The organism is Bradyrhizobium sp. 159, from assembly GCF_023073795.1.
Lineage (GTDB): Bacteria > Pseudomonadota > Alphaproteobacteria > Rhizobiales > Xanthobacteraceae > Bradyrhizobium.
This window is the reverse complement of the sequence record NZ_JADPKE010000065.1, coordinates 66,918-82,614: the sequence shown is the minus strand read 5'-3', so window position 1 is coordinate 82,614 and position 15,697 is coordinate 66,918. Positions and strand designations below refer to the sequence as shown.

General features: G+C 64.0%; 18 protein-coding genes. 11 read left to right on the top strand and 7 right to left on the bottom strand.

Translation table 11 applies throughout. The features are described from left to right. Positions 1-150 precede the first annotated feature (150 nt). On the bottom strand, positions 151-1,332 hold the full coding sequence (locus tag IVA96_RS17970) for a GNAT family N-acetyltransferase (protein WP_247277095.1): 1,182 nt from the start codon (positions 1,330-1,332) through the stop codon (positions 151-153). Positions 1,333-1,459: 127 nt separating this feature from the next. Between IVA96_RS17970 and IVA96_RS17965 the strand changes: the two genes are divergently transcribed. Next, positions 1,460-2,503 carry a polysaccharide deacetylase family protein gene (locus IVA96_RS17965; protein WP_247277096.1) on the top strand — a complete coding sequence of 348 codons (1,044 nt, stop codon included), beginning with the start codon at positions 1,460-1,462 and terminating at the stop codon, positions 2,501-2,503. On the opposite strand, the gene IVA96_RS17960 is transcribed toward IVA96_RS17965, so the two are convergent. Beyond that, a complete protein-coding gene (locus IVA96_RS17960) occupies positions 2,500-2,730 on the bottom strand; it encodes a DUF2842 domain-containing protein (protein WP_247277097.1) in 231 nt (76 codons plus the stop codon). The two genes, IVA96_RS17965 and IVA96_RS17960, sit on opposite strands and share 4 nt — an antisense overlap. A 108-nt stretch (positions 2,731-2,838) precedes the next feature. Between IVA96_RS17960 and IVA96_RS17955 the strand changes: the two genes are divergently transcribed. Beyond that, positions 2,839-3,921 carry a COX15/CtaA family protein gene (locus IVA96_RS17955; RefSeq protein WP_247277098.1) on the top strand — a complete coding sequence of 361 codons (1,083 nt, stop codon included), beginning with the start codon at positions 2,839-2,841 and terminating at the stop codon, positions 3,919-3,921. Here IVA96_RS17955 and IVA96_RS17950 read toward each other — a convergent pair whose 3' ends face one another. The 4 genes from IVA96_RS17950 to IVA96_RS17935 all read right to left on the bottom strand — a co-directional run bounded on the left by IVA96_RS17950 (position 3,922) and on the right by IVA96_RS17935 (position 7,268). After that, complete coding sequence (locus IVA96_RS17950) at positions 3,922-4,266, bottom strand: hypothetical protein (RefSeq protein WP_247277099.1); 345 nt, start codon at positions 4,264-4,266, stop codon at positions 3,922-3,924. 155 nt (positions 4,267-4,421) lie between these two features. Next, entirely contained in the window at positions 4,422-5,702 is a 1,281-nt protein-coding gene (locus tag IVA96_RS17945; RefSeq protein ID WP_247277100.1) for an O-acetylhomoserine aminocarboxypropyltransferase, read from the bottom strand. Between the two features lie 137 nt (positions 5,703-5,839). After that, positions 5,840-6,424, bottom strand: a complete 585-nt coding sequence (locus IVA96_RS17940; protein ID WP_247277101.1) for a CoA-binding protein — start codon at positions 6,422-6,424, stop codon at positions 5,840-5,842. 19 nt (positions 6,425-6,443) lie between these two features. Further along, entirely contained in the window at positions 6,444-7,268 is an 825-nt protein-coding gene (locus tag IVA96_RS17935; protein WP_247277102.1) for an enoyl-CoA hydratase, read from the bottom strand. Between the two features lie 86 nt (positions 7,269-7,354). Between IVA96_RS17935 and IVA96_RS17930 the strand changes: the two genes are divergently transcribed. From IVA96_RS17930 to IVA96_RS17905, 6 genes are all read left to right on the top strand, one after another. Then, positions 7,355-7,783 carry a PaaI family thioesterase gene (locus IVA96_RS17930; RefSeq protein ID WP_247277103.1) on the top strand — a complete coding sequence of 143 codons (429 nt, stop codon included), beginning with the start codon at positions 7,355-7,357 and terminating at the stop codon, positions 7,781-7,783. A gap of 155 nt (positions 7,784-7,938) precedes the next feature. Then, positions 7,939-8,403 (top strand): 50S ribosomal protein L13, encoded by a 465-nt coding sequence (rplM, locus tag IVA96_RS17925; RefSeq protein ID WP_011087726.1) that lies wholly within the window; start codon positions 7,939-7,941, stop codon positions 8,401-8,403. 1 nt (position 8,404) lies between these two features. After that, positions 8,405-8,884, top strand: coding sequence for a 30S ribosomal protein S9 (gene rpsI / locus IVA96_RS17920; RefSeq protein ID WP_247277104.1), 480 nt, complete (start codon positions 8,405-8,407; stop codon positions 8,882-8,884). 229 nt (positions 8,885-9,113) lie between these two features. Further along, on the top strand, positions 9,114-10,334 hold the full coding sequence (locus IVA96_RS17915; protein WP_247418476.1) for a GGDEF domain-containing protein: 1,221 nt from the start codon (positions 9,114-9,116) through the stop codon (positions 10,332-10,334). 59 nt (positions 10,335-10,393) lie between these two features. Next, complete coding sequence (locus tag IVA96_RS17910; RefSeq protein WP_247277106.1) at positions 10,394-10,630, top strand: hypothetical protein; 237 nt, start codon at positions 10,394-10,396, stop codon at positions 10,628-10,630. Between the two features lie 101 nt (positions 10,631-10,731). Beyond that, on the top strand, positions 10,732-11,028 hold the full coding sequence (locus IVA96_RS17905; RefSeq protein WP_247277107.1) for an antibiotic biosynthesis monooxygenase family protein: 297 nt from the start codon (positions 10,732-10,734) through the stop codon (positions 11,026-11,028). A gap of 9 nt (positions 11,029-11,037) precedes the next feature. On the opposite strand, the gene IVA96_RS17900 is transcribed toward IVA96_RS17905, so the two are convergent. Then, positions 11,038-12,177 (bottom strand): AI-2E family transporter, encoded by a 1,140-nt coding sequence (locus tag IVA96_RS17900; RefSeq protein WP_247277108.1) that lies wholly within the window; start codon positions 12,175-12,177, stop codon positions 11,038-11,040. 248 nt (positions 12,178-12,425) lie between these two features. Here IVA96_RS17900 and IVA96_RS17895 point away from each other — a divergent pair, with 248 nt between their 5' ends. The 3 genes from IVA96_RS17895 (at position 12,426) to IVA96_RS17885 (ending at position 15,696) form a co-directional block, all read left to right on the top strand. Beyond that, positions 12,426-13,199 (top strand): gamma-glutamyl-gamma-aminobutyrate hydrolase family protein, encoded by a 774-nt coding sequence (locus tag IVA96_RS17895; RefSeq protein ID WP_247277109.1) that lies wholly within the window; start codon positions 12,426-12,428, stop codon positions 13,197-13,199. Between the two features lie 356 nt (positions 13,200-13,555). After that, entirely contained in the window at positions 13,556-14,938 is a 1,383-nt protein-coding gene (locus IVA96_RS17890) for a nodulation protein NfeD (protein WP_247277110.1), read from the top strand. Then, positions 14,935-15,696, top strand: a complete 762-nt coding sequence (locus tag IVA96_RS17885; RefSeq protein WP_247277111.1) for a slipin family protein — start codon at positions 14,935-14,937, stop codon at positions 15,694-15,696. The genes IVA96_RS17890 and IVA96_RS17885 overlap by 4 nt, the downstream gene beginning before the upstream one ends. Position 15,697 lies beyond the last annotated feature (1 nt).

Here is a 15,697-nt window from a genome sequence, read left to right as displayed (position 1 = left end):
CATCGGCCGCTCCTTCCAACTCAGGAGCCACCTTCAGAATCGATTTCTGCCCAATTCGCAATGCCTTACAGAGAACGCTCACATGCGATTCCCCTGCCCTCCAGGGGAGGGAAGAGGCAGCCCGCAAATGGAGAGACGAGGGCGCCGACCTTACCCGAACGCCTGACGCAGACTGCGCGCCAGGTCGAGCAGCATCTGGTTCTGCTTCACCAGCCGCTTGCCACGGTTCAGCGAGGACATTGCCACCGCCGCGAGCCTTCCGCGCGAGGTCAACGGGACAAAGCTGTCAAAAATGTCTTCGTCGTCCTTGCAGAACATCCGCTTGTAGTCGTCCGAGCCGATGCCGAGGTCGAGCGAGCGGTACCCGCGCTCGGCGCAGCGGTCGATGATGTAGCGCATCAGGATCAGACCGGGACTGTAGCGGGCATTCTCGGACATCGTGTAGGTGTTGAACATCATCGAGAGGCGCTGGCCGTCGGCGACGCCGGCAAAGATCGCGATCACTTCCTCGTCGCATTCGAGCGCGTGGACGTCGATCACGCGTCCTTCTCCTCGCCGGGCAAGGCAGGCGCTGCGGATGAATTGTTCGACGCCCGGTTCGGCGAAGACGTTCGGCAGCTTCTGCTCCGCCATCCGCGCCGGCTTGACGCGGAAGAACCAGTCGAGCAGGCGCACGATGTCCGCATCCGTGGTCGCAAGGTGGTAGCGGTAGCCCGCGAGGGCCTGGAGCTTCTTCTCCTTGCTCTTGAGGCGACGACGGAAGGAATTGCTGATCCGCGATGCGGGCGGACCGCCCGGCTCCATCGCCAGCAACGGGCAGCCGTTGACCGAGCTCTGCCGCGGCAGCAGCGCAAACGGGTTCTGCTGATCGTGCCAGCGCTTAGGCTGCTGCGTCAGCGAGAGGACGTCGACATGCTCGCGCAGCGGCGCAAACAGCGCATCGAGATCGGCGAGGACGGCCTGTGCCGCGAATTCGACGTTCCACAGGCCCATGTTGAAGGTGGTATGCTTGCCGCCCATGAAGCAGGCCGTGCGCACGCCGTGGGCTTGGCGCAGCGACAGCGGCAGCAGCACGAGCGGCCGGTACTCGACGTCGCGGGCGATCACGACGAACGGGCGCGCGCCCTCGCGTTTGCCGACCAACTGCTGCCAGGGACCGAGCAGGTCAAACCGCTGATACGGCGTGAAGAGGTGGCCGCTCTCCTCGAAGGCGCGCCAGACCGCCTCGGCCTCGTCGAGATCAGCGACGATATCGACCTGGCCGATGCGGCCCGCTTTCGACCGCGCTGGCGCTTCTGCCGTCCGGCTTTGCATCGCCGCAGCCATGGTCATTCGCGAAACCTGTCGAGAAATCGAAAATATACGTATTTCGGCCGGTGGCCGACCTTTGCAAACAAATGTCAACAAAGGGTAATGACGATAGGAAAGGGAACAGGGGGGCTGCGCGAAGGTGGGGACCTTGGCATCCGACGACAGATGGCTGGAGCGTCTTCGGCTTGAGCTGGCCTGGTTCAGCGGCCAGGCTGCGTTGCGCAGCCGTGGTGCCGGCGCCATCCTGCGCTTTGCGCATGTGCGGCCGCGGCGGCGCGGCGGCTTTCAGCCGCTGGGGGCGCACGAGATCACGCCGCAGTTCCTCGACCGCGCCATTCGCGCGCTGAAGCAGTGGAAGTACGATTTCCTTGGCATGGACGAGGTCTGCCGCCGCGCGGTGACGCTGCCGGAGAAGCGGCGCTTCGTGGCGCTGACCTTCGATGGCGCCAACAAGGATTTCATCAACTTCGCCTATCCGGTGCTGGCGCGGCACGCTGTGCCTTGCACGATCTATGTCCCTACCGCCTTTCCCGACGGCGTCGGCGAAGCCTGGTGGTTCGGGCTCGAACGGATGATCGCGCGCGAGAGCCGCATCAGCCTGATGATGGGCGAGAAGGAGCAGCGCTTCACCGTCACCGACAATGCCGAGAAGCAGGCGCTGTTTTCGTATCTCGAGAGCTGGTTGCGTTCGCTACCGCCGGCGGATCTGTCGGCGGCGATCGCCGATCTTTGCGCGCGCTACCGGATAGACCTCGCCGCGATCTCGCGCGAGGCGTCGATGGGTTGGGAAGATCTGACGAAGCTCGCCGCCGATCCGCTCGTCACGATCGGCAGCGCGACCGTCAACTATCCTGTTCTCGCTAACATGAAGGATGCGGCCGCGCTCCGCGAGATGACCATGGGCAAGGCGGTCGCGGAAGCGGCTTTCCGCCGCGAGATCAGGCATTTCGCCTTTCCGTTCGGCGATCGCTCTTCGTTTGGGCGCAGCCACGTCGTGATGGCAGAGGAGGCCGGCTTTGCCAGCGCCGTGTCGACGATCCCGGGCATCGTGGATGCAGAGGGACGCACCAATCTGCGCGCGCTGCCGCGGATCTCGTGGGACGGCCGGGTGCGATCGCTGCGCATGATGCGCGTGCTGGTGTCCGGCGTTGCCTTTGCGCCGGTGAAGCCGACCGGCAGTGCCGCGAACTAGAAGGGCTGCGAACTGGACTTGGCGCGATCGGGACGCTGCATCCAGCTCACGATCGGCATCGCCGGTAGCACCCATCCCATGCCAACGACCACGTAGTAGATCGCCTGGCGCCAGCCGGACTCGGCGATCCACGGCATCTGCGCCAGCGCCATGCCGAGCAGGGCCCAGACCGTGGCCAGCATCAGGAGCAGGATGGCGCCGAGGAACTTGCGGGTGCGGATCGTCATGGCGGGAGCTTGCTGCGTTGGCGTAACTTGCGCTGCGGGAGCGGGGGACTATAAGGGGCGCGCAGTCCGGTTCAAGCCTCCTTGGTTCAAGTCCTGGTTTTTGCCCTAATGACGACGATTTCCGCCCCGTCCGAACCGCATCGCGCCGTGCGCGTGTGGCTGATCGCCGTGGCCGCGCTGATCGCGCTGATGGTGCTGGTCGGTGGCGCGACGCGGTTGACGGAATCCGGCCTCTCGATCGTCGAATGGAAGCCGGTAACGGGCAGCGTGCCGCCGCTCACCGAGGCGCAGTGGACCGAGGCGTTCGAGGCCTACAAGAAGATCCCGCAATATCGCGAGCTCAATGCAGGCATGAGCCTGTCCGAGTTCAAGGAGATCTTCTGGTGGGAGTGGAGCCACCGGTTGCTCGGCCGTTTCATTGGCATCGCCTATCTGCTGCCGTTCCTGTTCTTCCTATGGCGCGGCGGTCTGTCGGGTGAGCTGAAGCGGCGGCTATGGCTGCTGTTTGCGCTCGGCGGGCTTCAGGGCGCGGTCGGCTGGTGGATGGTGGCCTCGGGCCTGTCGGAACGCATCGAGGTGTCGCAATATCGGCTGGCGACGCATCTGGTGCTCGCGCTTCTGATCTTCGCCGGCATCGTCTGGACGGTGCGGCGGCTCAAGGAGCGGCCGCAGATCGCAGCACCTGCGCGCCTGCGGTTCACGAGCGCGCTGCTCCTCGTCGTGACTTTCGTGCAGATCTATTTCGGCGCGCTGGTCGCGGGCCTGCGCGCCGGACGCGCCTACAACACCTGGCCGCAGATCGACGGCGCGTTCATTCCTTCGGCAGAACGGCTGTGGTTCGAAACGCCGTGGTGGCGCAACCTGTTTGACAACGTGCTGACGGTGCAGTTCGAGCACCGTATGACCGCGTACGCGTTGTTCGTGCTGGCGGCGCTGCACGCGGTTGACGCCGTGCGTTCGCGCGCAGGTGCGGCGGCAAGCGGCGCGCTGTGGTTGTTGGCTGCGGTAAGCATGCAGGCGGTGCTCGGTATCCTGACGCTGCTCAACCAGGTTCCGATTGGACTGGCGCTTGCGCACCAGGCGGTCGCGATCGTCGTGTTGATACTCGCGGTGGTGCAGACGGAGCGACTGGCTTCGCGGCAGTCGATCGAGGCGCGGCCGCGCGGTGTTCCGCTCGGTCAGGCGAGCTGATCAGCAATAGCCATAGATGCCGCACGCGTAGGGCAGTCGCCAGAAATAGTCGACCTGCTTTCCGCCGTAATACGGGCCCTGATAATCGTAATCCCAGGGGCGACCGTAATAGCCCGGCAGCGTGTGCGAGCCGGGCAGCAGCGGCGTGCCGGGCAGGTTGCGGATGTAACTGCCGATGCCATAGGCCGGCGAGATCAGCGCGTCGGGATCGGTCTCGACATAGACTCTTGGCGCTTCCTGCGGCGGAACAGCTGCGCGCCGCTGCGGCGTGGCCGGCAGATCGGCAGCCAGCGCGGTTGAAACCGTCAGCATCGCCGCAAGGGCAGGCACCATCCAGCGCAGCATCGTCGGCTCCGAATCAAAGGAGGGATCCAGTGACGATGTATGCGGCAGATATGGTTAACGACTGTTAACTGACGTGAGCCATTCCGCGCGGGCGAAGCACCGAACCCGGAATCTCGGGTTCAGCGCTACGCGCCCCCTGGCATGACGCCAAAGCCTTACGCGCCCAGCGCCTGTTCCAGATCCGCAATCAGATCTTCCTTGTCCTCGATGCCGATCGAGAGCCGCACCACGTCGGGGCCGGCGCCGGACTTGATCTTGGCGGCATCGTCGAGCTGGCTGTGCGTGGTCGAAGCCGGGTGGATCACCAGCGAGCGGGTGTCGCCGACATTGGCCAGATGCGAAAACAGCTGCAATTTCGACACCAGGCTGACGCCGGCATCATAGCCGCCCTTAAGGCTGAAGGTGAACACGGCGCCCGCGCCCTTCGGTGCATATTTGCGCGCGAGCTGATTGTATTTGTCGCTCGGAAGGCCGGCATAACTGACTGAAGCCACCGCCGGGTGGCCGACGAGGAATTCGGCGACCGCCTTGGCATTGTCGCAGTGCTTCTGCATGCGCAGCGGCAGCGTCTCGATGCCGGTCAGGATCATGAAGGCGTTGAACGGCGACAGCGCCGGCCCAAGATCGCGCAAGCCCAGCACGCGGCAGGCGATCGCGAAGGCAAAATTGCCAAAGGTCTCCTGGAGGCGGATGCCGTGATATTCGGGCCGTGGCTCCGACAGCATCGGATATTTGCCGCCGGTGGACCAGTCGAAGGTGCCGGCATCGACGATGATACCGCCCAGCGAATTGCCATGGCCGCCCAGGAATTTCGTCAGCGAGTGCACGACGATGTCGGCGCCATGGTCGATCGGGCGGATCAGATAGGGCGAGGCCAGCGTGTTGTCGACGATCAGCGGCACGCCGGCTTTGCGCGCCACCGTCGAGATCGCTTCGATGTCGGTGATGCCGCCGGCGGGATTAGCGATCGACTCGATGAAGATCGCCTTCGTGCGCGGCGTCACCGCGCGCTCGAAGCTTGCGATGTCGTCGGGATCGGCCCACACCACGTTCCAGCCAAAGCTCTTGAACGCATGCGTGAACTGATTGATCGAGCCGCCATAGAGCTTTCGCGCCGCGATGAATTCGTCGCCGGGCTGGAGCAATTGCTGCAGCACCACGACTTGCGCAGCATGGCCCGAGGCCACCGCAAGCGCGGCCGTGCCGCCTTCGAGCGCCGCGACACGTTCTTCCAGCACCGCGTTGGTGGGATTGCCGATGCGGGTATAGATGTTACCGAACGCCTGCAAACCGAACAGCGAGGCGGCGTGGTCGGCATCGTTGAACACGAAAGACGTCGTTTGATAAATCGGAGTTGCGCGCGCACCGGTGGTGGGATCGGGCTGTGCACCGGCATGCACGGCGAGCGTGGAAAATCCTGGAAGGCGATCGCTCATTGAGGCGTCCTGTTCTCTTGATCTGAAATCGCGCGGCATGCTGATCGGCGCGGCATCCGCCGTCAAGCTGCTGCTTCACATCGGAACGATCGTGCTACGCATTGTCGCGATCGCGAAATGAATCCTTCGCGATCGCGTCAGCGCTGCTCGGTCTTGTTTTTGGCGGCGCGATCGGATGCCGCGGTGTCGCCACCGCCGACACTCATCCGATTGAGGGATAGCCGCATGCCTTGCGTCGGTGCCGGAGCGCGCTTGGAACTGAGCGTGCGTGAATTGACGCCCATCCAGGAGATCTCGGACGACAGGCGGCCGTATTCGATCTTGGGACAGCGGTTCATCACCACCTTGATGCCGACGGACTCTGCCTTCGCCGCCGCCGCGTCGTCGCGCGCGCCAAGCTGCATCCAGATCACCTTCGGCAGCGGATCGAGCGTGAGCGCCTCTTCGACGACAGGCATGATGTGGCTCGAGTTGCGAAAAATGTCGATCATGTCGACGGGACGGCCGATGTCTACGAGCGAGGCGACGAAGGGGTTTCCGAGCAGCTCCTTGCCGACATGGCCGGGATTGACCGGGATCATGTCATAGCCGCGCTGCGCCAGATATTTGAACGCAAAATAACTCGGCCGCACGTTGACGGGCGAGGCGCCGACCATTGCGATCGACTTCACGCTGTTGAGGATGCCGCGGATGTAATTGTCGGGGTAGGCGTCGTGGTTCATCTCTTATCTTTTCTTGTTATCATTCATCCCGCCACGTCGGCGTACGCTTCTCGATGAAGGCGCCAATGCCTTCCTCGGCGTCGCGCGCCATCATGTTCTCGGTCATCACCTCTGCCGCATAGCGATAGGCATCGGCAAGGCTCATCTCGGCTTGGCGATAGAACGCCTCCTTGCCGAGCTTGACGGTGTAGGCGGATTTCAGCGCGACCTGATTTGCGAGCGCAATCGCGGCCTCGCGCTCAGTGCCGGCGGGGACCACGCGATTGATAAGGCCGATCTCGCGGGCGCGCGCGGCCGGAATCGGCTCGCCCGTCAGCAGCATCTCCATCGCCTGCTTGCGCGGAACGTTGCGCGACAGCGCCACCATCGGCGTCGAGCAAAACAGTCCGATATCGACGCCGGGCGTGGCGAAGCTCGCAGCGTCCGAGGCGATCGCGAGATCGCAGCTTGCAACCAGCTGGCAGCCGGCCGCGGTGGCAACGCCCTGGACCGCGGCGACGACCGGTTTGGGCAGGCGCACGATCGCCTGCATCATGGCGCTGCAGGCGGTCATGATCTGCGCAAAATAGGCGCGGCCGTGATCAGGATCGACGCGGCGACCGCTCAGTTCCTTCAAATCGTGGCCCGCGCAGAATGCCGGTCCGTTGGCCGCGATGACGGCCCCGCGGATACGCTTGTCCTCGGCGATCGCATTCACGCTCGCGTGCAGATGCCCGATCATCGCCTCAGAGAGGCTGTTGCGGGCCTCGGGCCGGTTCAGCGTGAGGATGGCAATGCTGCCGACGATTTCGCGCAGCAGGATCGGCGGTTGCGGGGAAGGGGCGCGGGCGACCTGGGCGGACATCGAAGCGTTTCCGGTTAGATTATTGCATTTGGATGACGCAGATAACTTAATGTACCAGGGGACATGAAGCGAGGGTGGGGAACAGCATGGCGTTAGCAAAAATGAGCGTGGCAGAGCTCGAGCAGTTTCTGCGCGACGAGTTTCCCCAGGCCTTCAGCGGCGATGACGTTACGATCGAAAGCGCCGATGGCCAAACCTGCCTTTTGCGTCAGCGCTACAGCGAAAGGATGCTGCGGCCGGGCGGAACCGTGTCCGGCCCGACGCTGATGGCGCTGGCCGATTTCGCCATGTACGTGGTGCTGCTGTCGGCGATCGGGCCGATCGGGCTGGCGGTCACCACCAATCTCAACATCAACTTCCTGCGCAAGGGCCAGCCGGGGCAGGACGTGCTGGCGGAGGCGCGGCTGCTCAAGCTCGGCAAGCGCCTTGCGGTCGGCGAGGTAAATCTGCTGTCCGGAACCTCGCCCGACCCAATCGCGCATGTCACCTCCACCTATTCCATTCCAAATGTTTGAGGTTTTTGCAGGTATATTAGTACCATAATTTCAAACCATTGATATTGTTAGTGTAATTTCGCGCTTTGGGCATTGACCGCTGCGCCGCTCTTCTCTAGAAACCGCCCAGTCCGGTGCGGTGTTCGCGCCGATGTCTCCCTCACGGAAATTCTGACATGAAAACCTTTTCGGCAAAGCCGGCCGAGGTGACGAAGAAGTGGGTGCTGATCGACGCCAAGGGTCTGGTCGTCGGCCGTCTCGCCACCATTGTCGCCATGCGGCTCCGCGGCAAGCACCTCCCGACCTACACCCCGCACGTCGATTGCGGCGACAACGTCATCATCATCAACGCGCAGCATGCGGTCCTCACCGGCCGCAAGCGCGAGCAGAAGACCTACTACAAGCACACCGGCTACGTCGGCCACGTCAAGGAGCGCACAGCGCGCCAGATCCTCGAGGGCAAGCATCCTGAGCGTGTGCTCGAGAAGGCCGTCGAGCGCATGATCCCGCGTGGTCCGCTCGGCCGCGTGCAGATGGGCAATCTCCGCGTCTACGGCGGCGCCGATCATCCGCACGAGGCGCAGCAGCCCGAGAAGATCGACATCGCCAAGTTGAACCGCAAGAACACGAGGGCCGCATAACATGGCCGAATCCATCCAGTCGCTCGACCAGCTCTCGCAGCTCAAGACGGCGGCCGCGCCCGAGGCGCCCAAGCACGAGAAGAAGGTCGACAAGTTCAACCGCGCCTATGCTACCGGCAAGCGCAAGGACGCGGTCGCCCGCGTCTGGATCAAGCCGGGCGCCGGCAAGGTCATGGTCAACGCGCGTGAGGTCGAGGTCTATTTCGCCCGTCCCGTGCTGCGTATGATGATCCAGCAGCCGTTCGTCGCGGCAGCGCGCGCCGGCCAGTATGACGTGATCTGCACCGTCGCCGGCGGCGGCCTGTCCGGCCAGGCCGGCGCCGTCCGTCACGGCATCTCCAAGGCGCTCACCTATTTCGAGCCGGAGCTGCGCAGCGTACTCAAGAAGGGCGGCTTCCTCACCCGCGACTCCCGCGTGGTCGAGCGCAAGAAGTACGGCAAGGCCAAGGCCCGCCGGTCCTTCCAGTTCTCGAAGCGTTAATCATTTCGGCCGCATTCGCCGCGAAAGCGGCTTCAATGAGATGCAAAAGGGCGCTGATTTCAGCGCCCTTTTTGTTGTTCGTTTGTACGCAAATTGATGGCGTGTTTCCCGAAAACTTGGGTCCGCGCGAAAACCTGAATGGAACCCGCGGGACATAGCGTCGCATTCGGAAGGGCGCGCAAATCGGCGGTGCCGATCGCGTAACTGCTATGTTCTAGAGGGGGCCGACATGATGTCGCTCGATAGCATCACGCTCTATTTGGTCGCCACCATGGTTGCCGCACTGCTCGGCGCCATGATGGTGTTTTTCGGCAGGCAAGAGAACAGCCCCGCGCTGAAATGGTGGGGCACCGCCTATCTGCTCGGTGCAGCCTCCGTCGCGCTGTGGACTGCGGCCGGCGAAAAGCTGGGGCCGCATCTTTACCTCGCGCTGAACGCGATCGGATTCGCGGCCTGCGGCATGGTCTGGAACGCCGCGCGAGTCTTTCATGGCCGCAAGCCGAACTGGCCCGGCCTCGTGCTTGGCGCGCTCGCCTGGATCGCCGCCGTGACGCTGCTCGGCGCCGAGCCGTCCATGCTGCGTATGATCATCGGTGCTGGCATCGTCTCGGTCTATGCGGCGCTGACCGCGAGCGAACTCTGGACCGAGCGGCGCAAGAGCCTGCAACGGCGCTGGCCGGCCTTCGCGGTGCCGATGATGCATGGCTGCGTCTTGATGCTGCCAATCCTCATCGGCAGCTTCCTGCGCCCCCACGATGCGACCTTCTCGTCGAGCATCTGGGTCACCGTGTTCGCGGTCGAACTCGTGCTCTATGCCGTCGGCACCGTGTTCGTGATCTTCATGCTGGTGTCCGAGCGCACGGTGACCGCGCACCGGACCGCCGCGTCCACCGATCCCTTGACCGGCATGCTCAACCGGCGCGGCTTCTCCGAAGCCTGCTCGCGCGTGATCGAGCGCGAGGCCAAGGCCGGGCGGCCGGTGACCGTGATGATCTTTGATATCGACCACTTCAAGTCGATCAACGACCGGTTCGGCCATCCCGCCGGCGACGAGATGCTGAAATTGTTCTCGACCGTAGTCGTCAACAACCTGCGCATCTCCGACCTCTCGGGCCGTATCGGTGGCGAGGAGTTCGCAGCCCTGCTGCCGTGTTCGCTGGAAGAGGGGGTGGTGGTCGCCGAGCGCGTGCGCGAAGCGTTCGAGACCTCCGGCGTCGTGGTCGATGAAGGTCCGGTCGATACCACCGTCAGCATCGGCGTCGCCGGCGGTCCGGCCGGCACCGAGCTCGAGGTGCTGCTGGCCTCGGCCGACACCGCGCTCTACCAGGCCAAGCGCGGCGGCCGAAACCGCGTCGAGGCGGCGGAGGAGCTGCCGCTGTCGCTGGAGAACTGGCGCCGCCAGAGCGCGGCGCGGACCGGCGCCGCGCAGGTGCGTCCGGCCACCGCCTGAGACGGCAGGCGACCTTGCGGTAATCCTCTGTTTACCATTCGATCCCTACCATCATGGTCATGGAATCGATCCGTCGACAGACCCCGCAGGCCGCCCTGATGTCACTCGAAGCCCAAGCTGCCTCGGCGCGCGGTGGCTTCGCCTGTCTGTTCTCGACCGCGGACGAATACGAGCGCGCGCTGATCACGGAGCGTCGTTCTCAAGGACGATACGGCCAACGCCGCAGCTACTGGCCCTTCGTGCTGTTCGTCGGTTGCGCGTTCATCGTGGTGGGCACCGTGCTGCTGCTCGCCTGAGAGATCTGCGTTTGCCAGCCGGCCAAGCGCCGTTTCGGAGCCTTTTTCTTTTGCGACGGCTGCGGTAGACACGCCCATCGAACAAAAATGGGTGGAAACCGATGATCACCGAGATCGCGCAGATCGACGTCAAGCCGGGCAGCGAAAAGGATTTCGAGGCGGCTGTGGCGAAGGCAAAGGCCGCCTTCGGCCGCTCCAAGGGCTTTCACGGCTTCGAACTGCACAAGTCGATCGAGAAGCCGCAGCGCTATCGGCTGATGGTGAAGTGGGCGAGCCTGGAAAACCACACCGTCGATTTTCGCGGCTCCGAAAACTTCACGGAATGGCGCGGCCTCGTCGGCCAGTATTTTGCTTCACCCCCTGAAGTCGAGCACACCGAGATCGTGCTGACGACCTGACGAGCAGGCTCAGGCCGCCTCGGTCAGAGACGGCGCCTCATACGTCTTGAAATGATCGATCATGACCTTGGCAATGGCGACCAGTGGCAGCGCCAGCGCGAGGCCCCAGATTCCGAACACGACGCCGAGCAGGATCTGGAACGCGAACAGCGTGGCCGGTGGAATGTCCAGCGCCTGGCGCTGAAGGAGCGGCGTCAGCACGTAGCTCTCCATGGCATGCACGCCGAGGAAAAGCAGCAGCGCGGACAGCGCCGCGATCCAGCCCGAAGCCAGGCTCGCCAGCACCACGATGACGCCGGCGATAATGGCGCCGACGGTTGGGATGAAGGCAAGCAGGCCAGCCTGGATTCCCAGGATGAACGCGCCGGGGATGCCGATGATGGCCAGGCCGATCCAGGTCACCGCCCCGACCGCGAGCATGACCGTAATCTGCGCGATCAGCCAGCGCTCCAGCGTCTCAGCGGTACGGTCGATGATGAGGGTGACGCGCGTACGATGCTTGGCCGGCGCGAGGAACAGCAGGCCGTCGTGATAGACGCCGGGTTGGGCCGCGAAGGACAGCCCCAGGAACAGCACGATAAAAATGTTCCCGACACCGTGGATGGTGCCGAGCAGCAGCTTGAAGGTCTGGCTCACAATCGCTCCGCCGCTGGAAGCGAGTGCGCCGGCGCCGGGCAAAGGACCGCGCGTGGGCGCTGCTGGTGAGGGCGTAGAGCTCGCCGGCGCGTCGGCCGAAGAGTCAGATGCAGCATTGCCGAGGTCGAAGAAGCTGGTGTCGATGCCGTGGTTTTCGAGGAAAGACCTGACGTTGGTGATCTGCGACTTGATGGTCTTGCTCAGCAGCGAGGCCTGCTCCGCGATGGTGGCGCCGCCGAGGTAGGCGACGCCCGCGAGCATCAAAGCGAGGGCGATGCAGACGATCGCGAGCCGGACGGGATGGGGCAGTTGCACGCGGCGGCCAAGCGCGCCCGTCAGCGCGTTAAGGCCAAGGCCGAGCAGCATGCCGGTGAAGATCAGCAGCAGGGTGGCGGCAAAATACCAGGTGAAGACCAGCATCGCCGTGAACAGCACGACACTGACGCCCCCGACCGAGATCGCCCAGGCGAGATCGGCGCGGGCGCGGGGCCGTTCATCTGCGGGAATGGTCACATCGGGTCCTTTCGGCGGCTGCGGGGAGGCACTCTTTCGCGAAATCCCGCCTCGGATCAAGCCGGTCGAAAACCGCCGGTTTGACGTTGTCCACGGCCTCGTCGGGCCAGCGCGAACAGTGTCGCGGCCGCCCTCCGGCCAGGCATTTGCGCGAAAATGGCATTGCCGTCCCGCGATCCCCTCTGTTGAATTTGTTCTCCCCCAAGGGCATGTTTGGAGAATCTTCTTGCGGGAGGTCGGAACGGGAGATGAGAAAGCCGGTCGTCGGCGTGATCGGGAATTCCCATCGCGTCGAAAATCGATTTCAGGTCCAGATGGTCGGCGAGCGAAATCTGCGCGCCGTAGCCGAGGTCTCCGGTGGCTTGCCGCTGATGTTCGCGGGCTCGCCCGACATCACCGATATCGGGGCGCTGCTCGATACTGTCGACGGCGTCATCCTCACCGGCGCCCGGGCCAACGTGCACCCGACGCGTTTCAACGTCGATCCTTGCGAGAAGCACGAGCCTTACGACATCCACCGCGACGAAGTCGCGCTGGCGCTCTCGGTGGCCTGCGTCGCCCGCGGCATCCCGCTGTTCGGCATCTGCCGGGGCCTGCAGGAGATGAACGTCGCGTTCGGCGGCTCGCTGCATCCCGAGATCCGCGAAATCCCGGGCCGCATAAACCACCGCATGCCCAGGCTCGAGAATGGCGAGATCCATCCTGATCCCACCGTGGTGTTCGCCGACCGCCACGACGTCGACCTGACGCCGGGCGGCGCGTTCGCGAAGATCCTCGGCTGCGAGAAGATCCGGGTCAATTCGCTGCATGGTCAGGGCATCCTGGAGCCCGGCAAGCGCGTTCTGATCGAGGGCGTCGCCGAGGACGGCACCATCGAGGCGATCCGCATCGCCGAAGCCCCGACCTTCGCGCTCGGCGTGCAATGGCACGCCGAATACGATCCCCAACGCAATCCGATCAATCGCAAACTGTTCGAGGCCTTTGGCGAGGCGCTCGCGGCGCGGCAGAAGGCTGCGGCGTAGGCTAAGCACACGGCGAGAATGCCTCGGTTTTTCGGCAATCCGGTTTCTGCCGCAACGTCTGTGCCAGAATCGAGGAGCACGAGCCCTCGCACTGATCGCTCGGCGGCATGCAGCCAACGAGCGAGATCATCGCGAGCACGGACCGGTCGGCACGGACGGCGTGAGGGTGGTAGGACGGCAGCGCCTGGCGCCGGGCGGATCAGCTAGGCATGGTCGGCCGCTGCCTCTCTTGGCCCAATCACATCGCCATCCTGCAGGACCATCGCATTGCGTTGCACAATCGCGACGTTGGTCTCCACGCGCAGCATTGAGGTTCACGAGAGGACCACCATATGCTCTGCAAGGGAGCCCTTGCCGTGCAGACCATGAAGGCGGCCCTCGTTGCGGCGATTACCGTCGTGGCTTTGACCTGCTGCCTCCTTCCCAGCTCAGCGGAGGAGAGCGGCCGTGTTGCACTGGTTGCTTCGATCGACGGGGCCATTGGCCCTGCGTCAGCCAGCTACGTGCGGGAGGCTTTGGCCAAAGCGAGCGAACGGCGCGCCGAGGTCGTGCTTCTGAGAATGAACACGCCCGGCGGTCTCAATTCCAGCATGCGCGAGATCATCGCGGATGTGCTCGCCTCGCCCATCCCTGTCGTCGGCTACGTCGCCCCCTCCGGCGCCCACGCGGCGAGTGCCGGGACCTACATTCTTTATGCGACCCACATCGCGGCGATGGCACCAGGCACCAATATCGGTGCGGCGACGCCGGTCCAGATTGGCGGGCCGCTACCGGGCCTGCCGAGCGGCACACCCGAGAAGGATGGCAAAGACAAGAAGGATGAGCCGAAGGACGCGATGACGGCGAAGGCAACGAACGATGCCGTCGCCTTTATCCGCAGCCTTGCCGAGCTGCGCAACCGCAATGCGGATTGGGCAGAGAAGGCGGTGCGTGAGGCCGCCACTCTCTCTGCCAATGGCGCGTTAGGGGCACATGCCATCGATCTCGTCGCGCGCGATCAGGCCGAATTGCTGCGGCAGATCGATGGCCGTGTGGTGGAGATTGCAGGCGGCAAAACGCAACGCCTCGCGACGAAGGATGCTGTCGTCGAAGCCATCGAGCCGGGACGGATATCCCGCTTCCTGGCGGTCATCACCGATCCGAACGTGGCGTTCATTCTCCTGATGGTGGGCATTTACGGTCTGATCTTCGAGTTCATGTCTCCCGGAGCCGTCGCTCCTGGAGTGGTCGGCGCGATCTGCCTGCTGATCGGCCTCTATGCGCTCAATTTGCTGCCGATCAACTATGCCGGCCTCGCCCTGATGCTGGTCGGACTCGTGCTTCTCACGGTCGAAGCCTTCAATCCGACGGTGGTGATCGGTCTCGGAGGGATCATTGCCTTCGTGCTGGGTGCGCTGATGCTGTTCAGGGTCGAGGCGCCCGGCTACCGCCTGTCGTGGTCGGTGATCGGCATCACTGCAGCTGTGTTCGTCGGCTTTGCTCTGGTCTTGCTTGGTTCGCTTCGGCGTGCCGCCAAGGCTCCTGAACGGGTCGGCGCGCAGGCCATGCGAGGCTTGCCTGCTGAGGTCCTCGACTGGAATGGGAGCGAAGGTCATGTCTTCGCCCATGGCGAGCGCTGGCAGGCGCGCGGCGCCGACACGTTCAAGCCCGGAGAGACGGTGGAAGTTACCAGCGTCGTCGACCTGACGCTGCTGATACGGCGCGCGCCGCTGCGGACCGGTAAGGGAGGTACATCATGATGCTGGAATATCTGACCTATGCGGCACTCGCGCTGCTGGTCATCATGTTTCTGTCCCAGGCCATTCGAATTCTGCGCGAATACGAGCGCGGCGTCATCTTTACGCTCGGCCGCTTTACCGGTGTGAAGGGCCCGGGCCTCATCATCCTCGTTCCGATCGTGCAGCAACTCGTCAAGGTCGATCTACGCGTGATGGTGCAGGTCGTGCCGCCGCAGGACGTGATTTCGCGAGACAACGTGTCCGTCAAGGTCAATGCCGTTCTGTACTTCCGCATCGTCGACCCCGAGCGCGCCATCATCAAGGTCGGCGATTACATGGCGGCCACGAGCCAGCTCGCCCAGACCACGTTGCGTTCGGTGCTTGGCAAGCACGAGCTCGACGAGATGCTTGCGGAGCGCGACAGGTTGAACGCCGATATCCAGGAGATCCTCGACAAGCAGACTGACATCTGGGGCATCAAGGTCACCGGCATAGAGATCAAGGACGTCGATATCAACGAAACCATGGTTCGCGCGATTGCCAAACAGGCCGAGGCGGAGCGCTTGCGGCGAGCCAAGGTGATCAATGCGATGGGCGAGCAGCAGGCCGCCGAAAAGCTCGTCGAAGCCGGCCGGATCCTCGCGCAGGAGCCTCAGGCAATGCAGCTGCGTTATTTCGCGGCTCTGCACGACATCGCCGGCGAACGGTCGTCGACCGTCGTGTTTCCGCTACCGACGGGCTTGCTCGACCATTTCATGCCGCGGCCTAACAACCCGTAGC

Excerpts from the sequence above, each read along its gene's own strand:
- IVA96_RS17970 (WP_247277095.1), bottom strand. The coding sequence starts at position 1,332 with ATGACCATGGCTGCGGCGATGCAAAGCCGGACGGCAGAAGCGCCAGCG.
- rpsI (WP_247277104.1), top strand. The coding sequence starts at position 8,405 with ATGGCCGAATCCATCCAGTCGCTCGACCAGCTCTCGCAGCTCAAGACG.
- IVA96_RS17960 (WP_247277097.1), bottom strand. The coding sequence starts at position 2,730 with ATGACGATCCGCACCCGCAAGTTCCTCGGCGCCATCCTGCTCCTGATG.
- IVA96_RS17950 (WP_247277099.1), bottom strand. The coding sequence starts at position 4,266 with ATGCTGCGCTGGATGGTGCCTGCCCTTGCGGCGATGCTGACGGTTTCA.
- IVA96_RS17930 (WP_247277103.1), top strand. The coding sequence starts at position 7,355 with ATGGCGTTAGCAAAAATGAGCGTGGCAGAGCTCGAGCAGTTTCTGCGC.
- IVA96_RS17915 (WP_247418476.1), top strand. The coding sequence starts at position 9,114 with ATGATGTCGCTCGATAGCATCACGCTCTATTTGGTCGCCACCATGGTT.
- IVA96_RS17955 (WP_247277098.1), top strand. The coding sequence starts at position 2,839 with ATGACGACGATTTCCGCCCCGTCCGAACCGCATCGCGCCGTGCGCGTG.
- IVA96_RS17910 (WP_247277106.1), top strand. The coding sequence starts at position 10,394 with ATGGAATCGATCCGTCGACAGACCCCGCAGGCCGCCCTGATGTCACTC.
- rplM (WP_011087726.1), top strand. The coding sequence starts at position 7,939 with ATGAAAACCTTTTCGGCAAAGCCGGCCGAGGTGACGAAGAAGTGGGTG.
- IVA96_RS17935 (WP_247277102.1), bottom strand. The coding sequence starts at position 7,268 with ATGTCCGCCCAGGTCGCCCGCGCCCCTTCCCCGCAACCGCCGATCCTG.
- IVA96_RS17895 (WP_247277109.1), top strand. The coding sequence starts at position 12,426 with ATGAGAAAGCCGGTCGTCGGCGTGATCGGGAATTCCCATCGCGTCGAA.
- IVA96_RS17940 (WP_247277101.1), bottom strand. The coding sequence starts at position 6,424 with ATGAACCACGACGCCTACCCCGACAATTACATCCGCGGCATCCTCAAC.
- IVA96_RS17905 (WP_247277107.1), top strand. The coding sequence starts at position 10,732 with ATGATCACCGAGATCGCGCAGATCGACGTCAAGCCGGGCAGCGAAAAG.
- IVA96_RS17885 (WP_247277111.1), top strand. The coding sequence starts at position 14,935 with ATGATGCTGGAATATCTGACCTATGCGGCACTCGCGCTGCTGGTCATC.
- IVA96_RS17945 (WP_247277100.1), bottom strand. The coding sequence starts at position 5,702 with ATGAGCGATCGCCTTCCAGGATTTTCCACGCTCGCCGTGCATGCCGGT.